Here is a 14,467-nt window from a genome sequence, read left to right as displayed (position 1 = left end):
TGCGTTTCCGACTCTATCAGATCCTTTTCCGATCCGATTTCCTCGGTGCTTTCCAGGTTCCCGCTTCCGCGTTTCCCTTTCCGGCGGTTCCGACTTTATCAGAAGTTCTGAGCCGGATTTCCCGCCCTCCGGGGCGACTCCGAGCCACGAAGTGGTTGGGGTGCCCGCCCGAGCGGAGTTGTAAACGTACTGGAGCGGGGCGCCCCGATGCAAATCGCGACGCCCCGCTCCTGGTTCGCTCGGCCCGGGGGCCGACGGCCCGTCAGACCTCCACGACCACCGGGAGGATCATCGGCCGGCGCCGGTACTTGTCCGAGACCCACTTGCCGAGGGTCCTGCGCACCAGTTGCTGGAGCTGGTGGGGTTCGACGACCCCGTCCTGCGCCGAGCGCTCCAAGGCCTCCGTGATCCGGGGCAGGACGTCGGCGAAGGCCGAGTCCTCGATGCCCGAGCCGCGCGCCTGGACGTGCGGTCCGCCGGTGATCTTGCCGGTGGACGAGTCGATGACCACGAAGACCGAGATGATGCCCTCGTCTCCGAGGATCTTGCGGTCCTTGAGGGCCGGTTCGCCGACGTCGCCGACGGAGAGGCCGTCGACGTACACGTACCCCGCCTGGACCTTGCCGGAGATCTTCGCTTTGCCCTCGACGAGGTCGACGACGACGCCGTCCTCGGCGATGACGATGCGGTCGTGCGGGACGCCGGTGAGGGCGCCCAGTTCGGCATTGGCCCGCAGGTGGCGCCATTCGCCGTGGACCGGCATCAGGTTCTTCGGACGGCAGATGTTGTAGAAGTACAGCAGCTCGCCGGCCGAGGCGTGGCCCGAGACGTGGACCTTGGCGTTGCCCTTGTGGACGACGTTGGCGCCCCAGCGGGTCAGGCCGTTGATCACGCGGTAGACCGCGTTCTCGTTGCCCGGGATGAGGGACGACGCCAGGATGACCGTGTCGCCCTCGACGATGCGGATCTGGTGGTCCCGGTTGGCCATGCGGGACAGGGCGGCCATCGGTTCGCCCTGCGAGCCCGTGCAGACCAGGACGACTTCGTTGTCCGGCAGGTCGTCGAGCGTCTTGACGTCCACCACCAGGCCCGGCGGGATCTTCAGGTAGCCGAGGTCCCTCGCGATGCCCATGTTGCGGACCATGGACCGGCCCACGAAGGCGACCCGGCGTCCGTACTCGTACGCGGCGTCCAGGATCTGCTGGATGCGGTGCACGTGGCTGGCGAAGCTCGCCACGATGATGCGCTTGCGCGCGCCGGCGAAGACCTGTCGCAGGACGTTGGAGATGTCGCGCTCGGGCGGGACGAAGCCCGGGACCTCGGCGTTCGTCGAGTCGGCGAGGAGGAGGTCGATGCCCTCCTCGCTCAGGCGCGCGAAGGCGTGCAGGTCCGTGAGGCGGTTGTCCAGCGGGAGCTGGTCCATCTTGAAGTCGCCGGTGTGGACGACCATGCCCGCGGGAGTGCGGATGGCGACGGCCAGCGCGTCCGGGATGGAGTGGTTCACCGCGACGAACTCGCAGTCGAACGGGCCGACGCGTTCGCGGTTCCCCTCCGTCACCTCGAGGGTGTAGGGGCGGATGCGGTGCTCCTGGAGCTTGGCCTCGATCAGGGCGAGGGTCAGCTTGGAGCCGATGAGCGGGATGTCCGGCTTCTCGCGGAGGAGGAAGGGGACGCCGCCGATGTGGTCCTCGTGGCCGTGGGTCAGGACGATGCCCTCGATGTCGTCGAGGCGGTCCCGGATGGACGTGAAGTCCGGCAGGATCAGATCGATTCCGGGCTGCTCCTCCTCGGGGAAGAGCACTCCGCAGTCGACGATCAGCAGGCGGCCGCCGTACTCGAAGACCGTCATGTTGCGGCCGATCTCGCCGAGGCCTCCCAGCGGGGTGACCCGGAGGCCGCCTGCGGGGAGCGCCGGGGGCCGGCCCAGTTCAGGATGCGGATGACTCAAAAGACTCTCCTCAACCACACGCGCCACGTACCGGTGGGCACGTGGCGCGCGTGACGTTCGTGCAGAAGCAGTTGTCGTGGTGGGGTGCAGGCACCGGTGGCCTGCGTATTCAGTTGTGAAGTCGTTGTGGCACCTGGCGGTGCGGTGGTGCGAAGTCCGTTGTCAGAGCTGTACCCCGCCGGCAGCAAGATCGATCTTGAGCTGCTCGGTCTCCTCCGCCGTGAGCTCGACCATGGGCGCGCGCAGGGGGCCCGCGGGCAGTCCCTGGAGGGTGAGCGCGGCCTTGGTGGTCATGACGCCCTGGGTGCGGAACATGCCGGTGAAGACCGGGAGCAGCTTCTGGTGGATCTCCAGTGCCTTCTGCACGTCACCCGCGACGAAGGCGTCCACCATGGCGCGCAGCTCGGGGGTGACGACGTGGCCGACGACCGAGACGAAGCCGACCGCGCCGACCGAGAGCAGCGGGAGGTTCAGCATGTCGTCGCCGGAGTACCAGGCGAGACCGGAGCGCGCGATGGCCCAGCTCGCGCGGCCCAGGTCGCCCTTGGCGTCCTTGTTGGCGATGATCCGCGGGTGCTCCGCGAGGCGGACGAGCGTCTCGGTGTTGATCGGGACGCCGCTGCGGCCGGGGATGTCATAGAGCATGACCGGCAGCTCGGTGGCATCGGCGATGGCCGTGAAGTGGCGGTACAGGCCCTCCTGCGGGGGCTTGTTGTAGTACGGCGTGACGAGCAGCAGGCCGTGGGCGCCGACGCGCTCGGCGGCGCGGGCCAGCTCGATGCTGTGCTGGGTGTTGTTCGTGCCGACTCCGGCGACGACGTGGGCCCGGTCGCCGACGGCCTCCAGGACGGCTCGTACGAGGTCCGCTTTCTCCGCGTCGCTGGTGGTGGGGGACTCGCCGGTGGTGCCGTTGATGATCAGGCCGTCGTTGCCTGCGTCCACCAGGTGGGCGGCGAGCCGCTGCGCGCCGTCGAGGTCGAGTGCGCCGTCCGCCGCGAAGGGCGTGACCATGGCGGTGAGGACCCGCCCGAAGGGGGTCTGCGGAGTGGAGGTCGGAGCCATGGGTTACACGCTACTCGTTGCTCAGGGCGGGGTCTGCCCTCGGGGGAGGCGGCAGATCGACACGGAGGTGGAGCCCGGCACTGCCTGCTCGGGGGTTCAGGCAGTGCCGGGTCCCTTTGATCAGGCTAGATGAACTTCTCCAAACGCCGCAATCGGGACACTTCGGGCGGCTGATGCGCACATCTGTGCCCGGCCGGGCGATCGGGACGCGTCACGGTGCCACGCGGCCGTTCGCGTTGAAGGCGGCGTAGGTGAGCGGCATGAGCCGCGCCCACTCCTCTTCCATCCTCTCGCCCACCATCTCGATCTCCCGCTGCGGGAAGGAGGGCACCTTCGCCAGCTCGTGCTGGGTGCGCAGGCCGAGGAAGTGCATCAGCGAGCGCGCGTTGCAGGTGGCGTACATCGAGGAGTACAGGCCGACGGGGAGCACCGAGCGGGCCACCTCGCGGGCGATGCCGGCGGCGAGCATCTCCTGGTACGTCCGGTAGGCCTGGAGGTAGGAGTCCTCCATCGACCGGCTCACCAGCTCGTGCTGCTCGGCGGTGCCCTCGACGAAGACGTACTTGCCCGGGCGGCCCTGCTGGACCAGCTTGCGCTCGGCGCCCGGCACGTAGAAGACCGGCTGGAGCTCCCGGTAGCGGCCCGACTCCTCGTTGTAGGACCAGCCGACGCGGTGCCGCATGAACTCGCGGAAGACGAAGATCGGGGCGCTGATGAAGAAGGTCATCGAGTTGTGCTCGAACGGGCTGCCGTGCCGGTCCCGCATCAGGTAGTTGATCAGGCCCTTCGAACGCTCCGGGTCCTTCTTCAGCTCGTCCAGGGACTGCTCCCCGACGGTCGAGACGCGGGCGGCGAACAGCACGTCGGAGTCGGTCGCACTGCTCTTGACCAGCTCGACGGTGATGTCGCTGCGGAGTTCGATCTTGAAATCGTCGGCGGGGGTGTCGGTCACGGGTGGAGGGCCTTCCCATTGTGTCGCTTGGCGAGGCCACTCTACGGCCCGCCGAACGGGGCGCTCGGCGTCGCGTCACGATGAAGTCGGTGAAACTGGGCACCTGCGGGGGCGTTCGTTCGTCTGTATGAGTAACAGCGATTCGCTTGATCCCTGAAGGGAGACGCACCTCCGATGATCCGCCGGCGTGAACCCGTGCCGTTCGCCTTCGTCGCCGAAGCCGACAGGTTCCGCAGCAATGTCACTCCCCCGCCCCGCGAGCGGGCGTCCATCGGTCAGCTGGCCGGGCGCTGGCTGCTGGGGCTCACCGTGGTCGCCGGGCTCGTGGGGTCCCTGATGATCGGGATGCCCGCGTTGTCGGCCGACCAGCCCTCATCACAGCAGCAGCAGTCACAGGCGTCCGACGGGCGCTGAGGCGGCATACGGCCGGTCCTGACTCCGTCCGGGGCCCCGAAGGTGGTGACCGGGCACACAGATCGGTAGCCTCACCGGGCACAGCACACGCCATGGAACGAGTGAGGACCAGCCGTGCCCCTGTCCTTCCTGACGGCCGACCGCGCCTTCGACGCGGCCGAGGACGTCCCGCTGCCGTACGACGATCGCGACCAGTGGCGTCGGCCCTACCGGCCGGGGCCCTGGCGAGTGGGAGCGGCGGCGCTGGCGCTGCTGCTCGCCTCGTTCGTGCTGTTCGCGGCGGTCGTCATCGCGGTGACGGACGCGCCGTCCTCGGCCGCCGCGGTCTTCGGCGTCGCCCTCGTCATGATCGTCTGCGCCCTGCGGCTGCTGCGCATGGGCGTGTGGGTGAGCGCGCGCGGCGTGCGCCAGGTGGGGTTCTTCACCACCCGCACGGTGGCCTGGCAGCAGGTCGCCGGCGTGCGGACGGCGCAGCAGCCGGTCCGGTGGCTCGGTCTGCCGCGCACGGTGCAGGGCCAGGCGCTGCTCCTCGCCCGGCAGGGCCGGGCGGGCGACGCCGTGCCCGCGCTGATGACCAGCCACAACGCGGACTTCCTCGCCCGGCCGGAGGCCTTCGACCGGGCCGCCGACACCGTGGAGGCGTGGGCCGACGAGTACCGGCGGGGCTGAGCCGGAGCACGGAACGCCGGTGGCCCGGTCCGCGTCCGCGGACCGGGCCACCGGCGTTCGGGGCCTCTCAGGCCGCCTCGACCTGTCTGTGGTCGTGCAGGGCGATCGCCCGCTGCATCGCCTTGCGGGCGCGCGGGGTGTCGCGGGCGTCCTGGTAGGCGACGGCGAGCCGGAACCAGCTGCGCCAGTCGTCGGGAGCCGCTTCCGTCTCGGCCTTGCGGCGGGCGAAGACCTCGTCGGCCGAGTCGCGGTCGATGCGGCCGCTGGGGGTGCGCTTCAGCTCGTCGACGGGCAGCCCGCCCTCGGCGTCGAGTTCGGCGGCGAGCTGGTTGGCACGGCGGACGAACTGGGTGTTCTTCCACAGGAACCACAGGCCGATCACCGGCAGCACCAGCACCGCCACGCCGAGGGTGACGGTGAGGGGGGTGCCAGCCTCGATGAGCATCACACCGCGGCTGCCGACCAGGACGAAGTAGAAGACCAGGACGGCGGCCGTGAGGGCGTAGGAGATCTTCGCGCGCATGGCTCAGCCCAGGTCCAGGAAGTGTTCCAGGCCGAAGGTGAGGCCCGGAGTGGCCACCACGCGCCGGGCGCCGAGCAGGATGCCCGGCATGAAGCTGCTGTGGTGCAGCGAGTCGTGCCGGACGGTGAGGGTCTCGCCCTCGCCGCCGAGCAGGACCTCCTGGTGCGCGAGCAGGCCGCGCAGGCGGACCGCGTGCACCGGGACGCCGTCCACGTCCGCGCCGCGGGCACCGTCGAGGGCGGTGGCAGTGGCGTCGGGCGCCGGAGCGACGCCTGCCTTCTGCCGTGCCTCGGCGATGAGCTGCGCGGTGCGCGTGGCGGTGCCGCTGGGGGCGTCCACCTTGTTCGGGTGGTGCAGCTCGACGACCTCGACGGACTCGAAGTACGGCGCCGCGATCTGCGCGAACTTCATGGTGAGCACGGCCCCGATGGAGAAGTTGGGCGCGATGAGCACGCCCGTCCCCGGGGAGGCGTCGAGCCGGTCCCTCAGCCGCGCGAGGCGCTCGTCGGTCCAGCCCGTGGTGCCGACGACGGCGTGGATGCCGTGTCCTACGCAGAACTCGAGGTTCTCCATGACCGACGCCGGGGTGGTCAGCTCGACCGCGACCTGGGCGCCGCTGTCGGTCAGCGCGTCCAGCGAGTCGCCGCGGCCCAGGGCGGCGACCAGTTCCATGTCCTCGGCGGCCTCGACCGCCCGCACCGCCTCGGAGCCGATACGGCCCCTGGCGCCGAGGACGGCCACGCGCAGCTTGCTCATGTCTTCTGTCTTCCTTACCGGAGGGGTTAGGCGACGGCGTCGTGCAGCCGGGACGCCTGCTTGTCCTTCAGCGGGCCGATGACCGACAGGGACGGCCGGCGGCCCAGGACGTCGCGGGCGACCGCGCGGACGTCGTCCGGCGTGACCGAGGCTATCCGGGCCAGCATGTCGTCGACGGACATCTGCTCGCCCCAGCACAGCTCGCTCTTGCCGATACGGTTCATCAGCGCGCCCGTGTCCTCCAGGCCGAGGACGGTGGAGCCCTGGAGCTGGCCGACGGCGCGGCCGATCTCCTCGTCGGACAACCCGTTCTCGGCGACGTGGTCGAGTTCGTCGCGGCAGATCTTCAGCACGTCGTGGACCTGGGAGGGCCTGCAGCCCGCGTACACGCCGAAGAGGCCGCAGTCGGCGAAGCCCGAGGTGTACGAGTACACGCTGTAGGCCAGGCCGCGCTTCTCGCGGACCTCCTGGAACAGGCGGGAGGACATGCCGCCGCCGAGGGCGGTGTTGAGGACGCCCAGGGCCCAGCGGCGCTCGTCGGTGCGGGCCAGGCCCGGCATGCCGAGGATGACGTGCGCCTGCTCGGTCTTGCGGCCGATCAGTTCCACGCGGCCCGCGGTGCGCAGGGTGCGCCGGCCCTCGCGCGGGGCGATGGGCACGGCCACGGGGTCCTTGAAGGCCCCGGCCTTCTCGAAGGCTGCGCGGACCTGGCGCACGACCTTGTTGTGGTCGATGTTGCCGGCGGCGGCGACCACCAGGTGGGTCGGGTCGTAGTGCTTCCTGTAGAAGCGGCGGATGCGGTCGGCGGTGAGGGCGTTGACCGTGTCGACCGTGCCGAGGACCGGGCGGCCGAGGGCGTTGTCGCCGAACATCGTGTGCGCGAACAGGTCGTGCACGCAGTCGCCGGGGTCGTCCTCGGTCATCGCGATCTCTTCGAGGATGGCGCCGCGCTCGACGTCGACGTCCTCCTCGCGGATCAGGGAGCCGGTCAGCATGTCACAGACGACGTCGATGGCGAGCGGCAGGTCGGTGTCGAGCACCCGCGCGTAGTAGCACGTGTACTCCTTGGCCGTGAACGCGTTCATCTCGCCGCCGACCGCGTCGATGGCGGAGGAGATGTCCAGGGCGGACCTGCGGGACGTGCCCTTGAAGAGCAGGTGCTCCAGGTAGTGGGTGGCGCCGTTCAGGGCCGGGGTCTCGTCGCGGGATCCGACGTGCGCCCAGATGCCGAAGGTCGCCGAGCGGACCGAGGGCAGGGTCTCGGTGACGATGCGCAGGCCGCCCGGGAGAGTGGTCTTGCGGACCGTGCCGATGCCGTTCGCGCCCTTGATCAGCGTTTGGGTACGGGCGACGGCCCGCGCCTCCGAGGAGGTGCGGGCCGTCGCCCTGGAGCCACGGGACGTCACTGGTCGGCGTCGTCCTTCTTGGTCTCGTCGCCTTCCTCGCCCTCGATCACGGGGATCAGGGAGAGCTTGCCGCGGGAGTCGATCTCGGCGATCTCGACCTGGACCTTCTGGCCCACGCCGAGCACGTCCTCGACGTTCTCCACGCGCTTGCCGCCGGCGAGCTTGCGGATCTGCGAGATGTGCAGCAGGCCGTCCTTGCCGGGCAGCAGGGAGACGAACGCGCCGAAGGTCGTCGTCTTCACGACGGTGCCCAGGTAGCGCTCGCCGACCTCGGGCATCGTCGGGTTGGCGATGCCGTTGATCGTGGTGCGGGCGGCCTCGGCGGCCGGGCCGTCGGCGGCACCGATGTAGATCGTGCCGTCGTCCTCGATCGTGATCTCGGCGCCCGTGTCCTCCTGGATCTGGTTGATCATCTTGCCCTTGGGGCCGATGACCTCACCGATCTTGTCGACGGGGATCTTCACGGTGATGATCCGCGGCGCGTTCGGGGACATCTCGTCCGGCGTGTCGATCGCTTCCATCATCACGTCGAGGATGTGGAGGCGGGCGTCACGGGCCTGCTTGAGGGCGGCGGCCAGGACGGAGGCCGGGATGCCGTCCAGCTTGGTGTCGAGCTGGAGGGCGGTCACGAAGTCCTTCGTGCCGGCGACCTTGAAGTCCATGTCGCCGAAGGCGTCCTCCGCACCGAGGATGTCGGTGAGGGCGACGTAGTGCGTCTCGCCGTTGATCTCCTGGGAGATCAGGCCCATGGCGATACCGGCGACGGGGGCCTTCAGCGGCACGCCGGCGTTCAGCAGCGACATGGTGGAGGCGCAGACCGAGCCCATGGACGTCGAGCCGTTGGAGCCGAGGGCCTCGGACACCTGGCGGATCGCGTAGGGGAACTCCTCGCGCGTCGGCAGCACCGGCACGATGGCGCGCTCGGCGAGGGCGCCGTGGCCGATCTCGCGGCGCTTCGGGGAGCCGACGCGGCCGGTCTCGCCGACGGAGTACGGCGGGAAGTTGTAGTTGTGCATGTAGCGCTTGCGGGTCACCGGGGAGAGGGTGTCCAGCTGCTGCTCCATGCGGAGCATGTTCAGGGTGGTGACGCCCAGGATCTGGGTCTCGCCACGCTCGAACAGGGCGGAGCCGTGGACCCGCGGGATGGCCTCGACCTCGGCGGCGAGGGTGCGGATGTCGGTGACACCGCGGCCGTCGATGCGGGTCTTCTCCTTGATGACGCGCTCGCGGACCAGGGACTTGGTCAGCGCGCGGTACGCGGCGGAGATCTCCTTCTCGCGGCCCTCGAACTCCGGCAGGAGCTTCTCGGCGGCGAGCGCCTTGACGCGGTCCAGCTCGGCCTCGCGCTCCTGCTTGCCGGCGATGGTGAGCGCCTGGGCCAGCTCGGGCTTGACCGCGGCGGTCAGCGCCTCCAGGACGTCGTCCTGGTAGTCGAGGAAGATCGGGAACTCGCCGGTCGGCTTGGCGGCCTTGGCGGCGAGGTCGGACTGGGCGCGGCACAGCACCTTGATGAAGGGCTTCGCGGCCTCCAGACCGGCGGCGACGACCTCCTCGGTGGGCGCCTCGGCGCCGCCCTCGACCAGCTTGATGGTCTTCTCGGTGGCCTCGGCCTCGACCATCATGATCGCGACGTCGCCGTCCTCCAGGACGCGGCCCGCGACGACCATGTCGAAGACGGCGTCCTCGAGCTCGGTGTGCGTCGGGAACGCGACCCACTGGCCGCGGATCAGCGCGACGCGGACGCCGCCGATCGGGCCGGAGAAGGGCAGACCGGCCAGCTGCGTCGACGCGGAGGCGGCGTTGATCGCCACGACGTCGTACAGGTGGTCGGGGTTGAGCGCCATGACCGTGGCGACGACCTGGATCTCGTTGCGCAGGCCCTTCTTGAAGGAGGGGCGCAGCGGACGGTCGATGAGGCGGCAGGTGAGGACGGCGTCCTCGGACGGCCGGCCCTCGCGGCGGAAGAAGCTGCCGGGGATCTTGCCGGCGGCGTACATCCGCTCCTCGACGTCCACCGTGAGCGGGAAGAAGTCGAGCTGGTCCTTGGGGTTCTTGGAGGCGCTGGTGGCCGACAGCACCATGGTGTCGTCGTCCAGGTAGGCCACGGCGGAGCCGGCGGCCTGCTTGGCCAGGCGGCCCGTCTCGAAGCGGATGGTGCGGGTGCCGAACGCGCCGTTGTCGATCACGGCTTCGGCGTAGTGGGTCTCGTTCTCCACTAGTGTTTTCTCCTCGTCTTCGTCCCTCCTCGCCCGTGTGGCGGGGGGACGGTGGCGGAGAAGCGCTCCGTCCTGTGCGGGCCGGTCTTCGATCGAAGCACCCGGGGCTCTTTCCCCGGGGGCCACTACCGAGGACCGGCGGCGGCGAGGCGCGCTTCTCCTCGTTTCGTTCGGTGTGTGTGCTGTGCCCCGCCCGATACGGCTGGTACCCAGCACACGGTGTCGTACGTCCTGTGTCGTGCTACCACACTACAAAGCGGGGGTGACACCGCGCACGTACAGCAAAGGGAGCGGCCCCCGAACGATGGGAACCGCTCCCTCCACGGCGTCTTACTTGGCGCCCGCCGCACCGCGGCGGATGCCGAGGCGCTCGACCAGCGCACGGAAGCGCTGGATGTCCTTCTTGGCGAGGTACTGCAGCAGCCGGCGGCGCTGACCGACCAGGATCAGCAGGCCGCGGCGCGAGTGGTGGTCGTGCTTGTGCGTCTTGAGGTGCTCGGTCAGGTCGGAGATCCGACGGGACAGCAGAGCGACCTGGACCTCGGGGGAGCCGGTGTCGCCCTCCTTGGTACCGAACTCGGAGATGATCTGCTTCTTGACGGCGGCGTCGAGCGACACGCGTACTCCTCTTTGGTCTGTGACTGGCCTTCGAGTGCCCCCGGTCTGCGTCTCGGGGGATCTTCCGTGACTCGGAAGGCGGGGATCCGCTGGGCGCGGCCTCCAGGGCGCTGGGCTCCGGGGGCGCGTACACGAACGGCCGTCACACAGCGTACCAGCCTGGCCGGACACCCCTGGCCGCGGGCTCGGCGGCCGCGCCGTCACTCCTGCCGGTACGTACATCGGCAAACCGCTGAGCTGGGAGAACCCCGGGAAGTAGGGTGGCCGCGCATCCCGTTGGCACCGCAGGAAGGACCGATCCCCGATGGCCGACACCGGGAACTCCCAGAACGCCGAGAACGACGGACCGAAGACGCGCAAGGAGCGGGAGAGGGACGAGCTGTACGCCCTCGACATCTCCGGCGTCGAATGGCACAGCGCGCCCGGCACCGAGGAGCACGAGGAGCGGGTCGAGATCGCCTACCTGCCCGCCGGCGCCGTGGCCATGCGGTCGTCGCTCGACCCGGACACCGTGCTGCGGTACACGGAGGCGGAGTGGCGGGCCTTCGTGCTGGGTGCGCGGGACGGGGAGTTCGACCTGGAGCCGGCGCCGGAGGGCGGGGCGGGGTGAGACGGGAGGGGCCTCAGGGTTTCCTCACGGCGTCGCCGCCGATGCCCAGGGCGAGGTAGATCCACTGTTTCCCGGTGCCGCCGGGGCCGTTCGCGGCCCTGGCACCGAAGAAGATCCGCCCGTTCTGGACGAGGATGTCGTTGGTGTCCGGCGTCGTGAGCAGCTCTCCTTCGAGCGGCACGCCGAAGTAGAGGTACGGGGTCTCCTCACCCGTGCCGGGATCCAGCTCGACCAGCGCGTTCGGCGCGATGTGGTCGTTGCTGAGGCGCAGGGCGAGGAGCCGGTCGCCGCTCATCCGCACGGGGTAGAGCAGTGAGCCGGGGCCGGAGTCGAACTTCGTCGTGGTGTCGCCGGTCGCCAGGTCGAAGCCGATGACCCAGTTGGAGGTCTGCTTCTCCGTCTGGTCCTTGCTGCGCAGGAAGGCCTGGCCGGCGCCGACCGTGATGGTCGGGCAGTAGTCCACGACGAGGTAGTCGCCGTAGAAGCACTCGCCGACGTAGGTGCCGTTGCCCAGCCGGATCGTGGAGCGGAACTTCCCCTTGTCGTCCAGCGAGATCAGTTCGGTGATGTCGATCTCCCCGCCGGCCACGGCGACGACGGCCGGTTCGGTGGACGGCACGCTGAGGTCACGGATCCCCTCGGGGGCCGAGTACGACCAGAGGGTGCGGCCCGTGGCCGGGTCGGTCCTGCGCACGTGGTAGGTGACGTCCTGCCAGTACGCGGCGGCCGGGCTCTCGTCGGCGCTCCAGCACTGTTCACGGATGAGAAGCGCGCGCCCGCCGGCGGCGCCCATGTCCTGGCAGCGGCCGGCGACCGTGGTGCTCCAGCGCTTCGTCCCCCGGTCCATGTCGTACCCGACGGAGCCACCGCCCCAGGTCACGGCCACGAGGCCGTGGACGAGGGTCACGCTCGGCCGGTCCTGGACGTCGACGTCGTCCGCGGTCTCCCGGGACGGTCCCGCTTCCGAGGTGGGGAAGTCGTGCTCCCAGACCTTGCGGCCGTCGTCGAGGTCGATGAAGGCGACGTGGTCGCAGAGGGCGTCCTCCCTGTCGCCCTCCCGGAAGAGGACGGCCGTGCGGTTGTCGCCGCTCACATGGCGGGTGTAGCCGCAGATCGGGCCGCCGAGCCTGAGTTTCCACGCCTCGTCGCCGAGCTCGGCGTCGGTGCCGATGCGGTAGCCGGCGACCGTCCGCGCGATGCCCTTGGCGAAGATCTCGTCGGTGGCCCACGTGCCCGGCATCTCGACGTGCTCGCCGGGGTTCATGTCGTCCACGGAGAACCGGAAGGCCATCTCGCCGGTGGTGCTCGCGGGGCGCTTCTCGACGGTTTCGCGGACGTCGAGCCTCCCTTGCCCCTGGGCGGACCCCGGTTCGGCGGAGTTCCGGCCGGCCCCGTCCTCGCCGCCCCACATCAGCCAGCCACCCGTGCCGACGGCCGCCGCGAGGACGACCGCGAGCAGTCCCGTCAGCACCCGGCGGCGGACGTTGCGGCGCGACGGCGAGGGCGGGGCCTGAGGGACGGTCTGCGGCTGCATGGAGGGGGGTGGACCGAAGCTCACTCGAGAGTGCCTTTCGCTGGGGAGGATGACGAGCCCGCCGCGCCGGCCGGGCTCGGACTCACGCCGTGACCGCTCCGTCCCGTCGCCATGACGGTGAGGGCGGAGCGGGCGGCGGTGCGGGACGTGCGCGCCCCTGCCGGGTCCCGGGCGTCAGCCCGTCATCGACCGCACGGTCGCGTACACGTCGAAGACGGCGAGTGCCAGCGGCACCAGCGTCAGCAGGACGAAGCCCTCGGCGATCTCCAGGAAGCGGCCCCAGAAGGGCGTGAGTCCGCTGCGCGAGGCCACCAGACCGAGGGTGGTGATCAGCGCGGCGGCCAGGGCGACGGCGGCGACCAGCCAGATCGTACGGACGTCGAGGTCGGTCCGGTCCCCCGCCAGCGCGTCCTGGAACAGGGCGTGCGGCGGGTCGAGCGCCAGACCGAGCCCGAGGGCGACCAGGGAGCCCAGCCCCGCGGCCAGGAGAGGGGCGACCTGCGCGGTGTAGCGGAACAGCTGCGCGCGCATCAGCAGGGCGATTCCCGTGGCCAGTGCCAGCAGTTGGGCCCAGAGGCCGTCGGAGAAGCCGAGCGTCAGGGCGGAGCCGACCGCGAGCAGTGCGCAGCCGCCCACGAGGCCGACGAGGAGTTCGTGGCCGCGCCGGGCCTGGGCCTCGATGCGTTCGGCGTCCACCGGTCCGGGGGGTTCGGGGTCGGTGCCGTATCCGCCGCGCGGAGCGGTGTCCGGCGCCTCGAACCCGATGGGAAGACGGGCGAAGCGCATGGACATGCCGGGCAGGAAGGCCAGGGCCCCGACGGCGACGGGCGCGCACAGAGCAGCGATCTCGGCCGGCTCCCAGTTCCTGAGGAGCGCCGCGAACGTGGCGATCAGAGTGACCCCGGAGGCGGTCGCGAAGGCGACGAACGGGCCGTCACCGCGCGGGGAGCACAGGGCGAGGATCACCGAGGCCACCAGCACGGCCGCGGCGGCGAGCAGGAACTGGAGCTTGCCGATGCCCTGCCCTTCGGAGAGCGAGAGCAGACCGGAGCCCGCCACGCCCACGTTGGGCAGCGCGCCGAGGCCCAGCGCGACGGCCGCGGCCCGGTCGTCGTAGACGCGGGCGCGGACACAGCCGAGGACGACGAGGAGGACCCCGGCGATGCCCGCGAGGATGCCGGGCAGGCTGTGCATGTCGTGTCGCGGGTCGGCGCTCCAGGCGACGAACGCGAGCAGTGCGGGGAGCACGCCGCCGCCGACGAGGCCGGCGGCACGCGTGAGGTCGCCGTGCCACAGGGAGCGGTCGCGGGTGACCGCGGACGCGACCGCTTCGGAGACGTCGTCGAAGACAGCCGGCGGCAGCGATTCGGCGAAGGGGCGCAGGGTGAGGAGTTCGCCGTCGACGATGCGCTGCGCCGCGAAGGAGCGGGCGCTGTCGAGCACGGTGCCGTCGCGCCGGACGAGGTGGTAACCGACGGGTGCGCCCTCGGCGGCGGTCTGCCGGGAGAGCCGGAGGATCTCCGGGCAGAGGTCGGCGACCGGTACGTCGTCGGGCAGCGCCACGTCGATCCGGCTGTCGGGCGCGACGATGGTGACCCGGCAGAAGCCGAGGCCCGTCACCGCCCCCGAAGGGGCTGCCTGGCCCGGTCCGCCCGTGCCGGCGGCCGCTGTGGAGGCCGTCATGCTCACCTGCTGCTCCCCCTCGGTGCTGCTGTGTCTGCGGTGTGAAGGTCCTGCGCCTCTTTCCCGGCGTCCGTCG

13 protein-coding genes are annotated in these 14,467 nt (G+C 70.6%); 3 read left to right on the top strand and 10 right to left on the bottom strand.

Annotation, left to right across the window (positions count from 1 at the left end; translation table 11 throughout):
• Nucleotides 1–262: 262 nt before the first annotated feature.
• The 3 genes from ACZ4V6_RS33720 to thyX all read right to left on the bottom strand — a co-directional run bounded on the left by ACZ4V6_RS33720 (nt 263) and on the right by thyX (nt 3,962).
• Entirely contained in the window at nt 263–1,948 is a 1,686-nt protein-coding gene (locus ACZ4V6_RS33720; protein WP_467834704.1) for a ribonuclease J, read from the bottom strand.
• A 162-nt stretch (nt 1,949–2,110) separates the two neighbouring features.
• The gene (dapA, locus tag ACZ4V6_RS33715) at nt 2,111–3,010 is read right to left on the bottom strand and encodes a 4-hydroxy-tetrahydrodipicolinate synthase (protein WP_361578827.1); all 900 of its coding nucleotides are present in this window, start codon (nt 3,008–3,010) and stop codon (nt 2,111–2,113) included.
• A gap of 211 nt (nt 3,011–3,221) precedes the next feature.
• A complete protein-coding gene (thyX, locus tag ACZ4V6_RS33710) occupies nt 3,222–3,962 on the bottom strand; it encodes an FAD-dependent thymidylate synthase (RefSeq protein WP_467834702.1) in 741 nt (246 codons plus the stop codon).
• Between the two features lie 174 nt (nt 3,963–4,136).
• Between thyX and ACZ4V6_RS33705 the strand changes: the two genes are divergently transcribed.
• Together ACZ4V6_RS33705 and ACZ4V6_RS33700 are read left to right on the top strand one after the other, a co-directional pair.
• A complete protein-coding gene (locus tag ACZ4V6_RS33705; protein WP_467834700.1) occupies nt 4,137–4,376 on the top strand; it encodes a hypothetical protein in 240 nt (79 codons plus the stop codon).
• Between the two features lie 114 nt (nt 4,377–4,490).
• Complete coding sequence (locus ACZ4V6_RS33700; protein WP_467834698.1) at nt 4,491–5,045, top strand: PH domain-containing protein; 555 nt, start codon at nt 4,491–4,493, stop codon at nt 5,043–5,045.
• A 67-nt stretch (nt 5,046–5,112) separates the two neighbouring features.
• Here the strand turns inward: ACZ4V6_RS33700 and ACZ4V6_RS33695 are convergent, their stop codons facing one another.
• The 5 genes from ACZ4V6_RS33695 to rpsO all read right to left on the bottom strand — a co-directional run bounded on the left by ACZ4V6_RS33695 (nt 5,113) and on the right by rpsO (nt 10,564).
• A complete protein-coding gene (locus ACZ4V6_RS33695) occupies nt 5,113–5,568 on the bottom strand; it encodes a hypothetical protein (RefSeq protein WP_467834697.1) in 456 nt (151 codons plus the stop codon).
• Between the two features lie 3 nt (nt 5,569–5,571).
• On the bottom strand, nt 5,572–6,324 hold the full coding sequence (dapB, locus tag ACZ4V6_RS33690) for a 4-hydroxy-tetrahydrodipicolinate reductase (protein ID WP_467834695.1): 753 nt from the start codon (nt 6,322–6,324) through the stop codon (nt 5,572–5,574).
• A gap of 26 nt (nt 6,325–6,350) precedes the next feature.
• Nucleotides 6,351–7,730: a M16 family metallopeptidase gene (locus ACZ4V6_RS33685; RefSeq protein ID WP_467834693.1), complete on the bottom strand. Its 1,380-nt coding sequence runs from the start codon at nt 7,728–7,730 to the stop codon at nt 6,351–6,353.
• A complete protein-coding gene (locus ACZ4V6_RS33680; RefSeq protein ID WP_467834691.1) occupies nt 7,727–9,946 on the bottom strand; it encodes a polyribonucleotide nucleotidyltransferase in 2,220 nt (739 codons plus the stop codon). Before ACZ4V6_RS33680 ends, ACZ4V6_RS33685 begins: the two co-directional genes overlap by 4 nt.
• A 330-nt stretch (nt 9,947–10,276) precedes the next feature.
• Entirely contained in the window at nt 10,277–10,564 is a 288-nt protein-coding gene (gene rpsO / locus ACZ4V6_RS33675; RefSeq protein WP_006130415.1) for a 30S ribosomal protein S15, read from the bottom strand.
• A gap of 304 nt (nt 10,565–10,868) precedes the next feature.
• Here rpsO and ACZ4V6_RS33670 point away from each other — a divergent pair, with 304 nt between their 5' ends.
• Nucleotides 10,869–11,174: a DUF397 domain-containing protein gene (locus tag ACZ4V6_RS33670; protein ID WP_467834689.1), complete on the top strand. Its 306-nt coding sequence runs from the start codon at nt 10,869–10,871 to the stop codon at nt 11,172–11,174.
• 13 nt (nt 11,175–11,187) lie between these two features.
• On the opposite strand, the gene ACZ4V6_RS33665 is transcribed toward ACZ4V6_RS33670, so the two are convergent.
• Together ACZ4V6_RS33665 and eccD are read right to left on the bottom strand one after the other, a co-directional pair.
• Nucleotides 11,188–12,708: an outer membrane protein assembly factor BamB family protein gene (locus ACZ4V6_RS33665; RefSeq protein ID WP_467834687.1), complete on the bottom strand. Its 1,521-nt coding sequence runs from the start codon at nt 12,706–12,708 to the stop codon at nt 11,188–11,190.
• Nucleotides 12,709–12,882: 174 nt separating this feature from the next.
• On the bottom strand, nt 12,883–14,391 hold the full coding sequence (gene eccD / locus ACZ4V6_RS33660) for a type VII secretion integral membrane protein EccD (RefSeq protein WP_467834685.1): 1,509 nt from the start codon (nt 14,389–14,391) through the stop codon (nt 12,883–12,885).
• Between the last annotated feature and the right edge of the window lie 76 nt (nt 14,392–14,467).

Source organism: Streptomyces sp. NPDC029152 (assembly GCF_055564355.1).
Note: the sequence above shows the minus strand (reverse complement) of the source record. Positions and strands in the feature narration are given on the sequence as shown.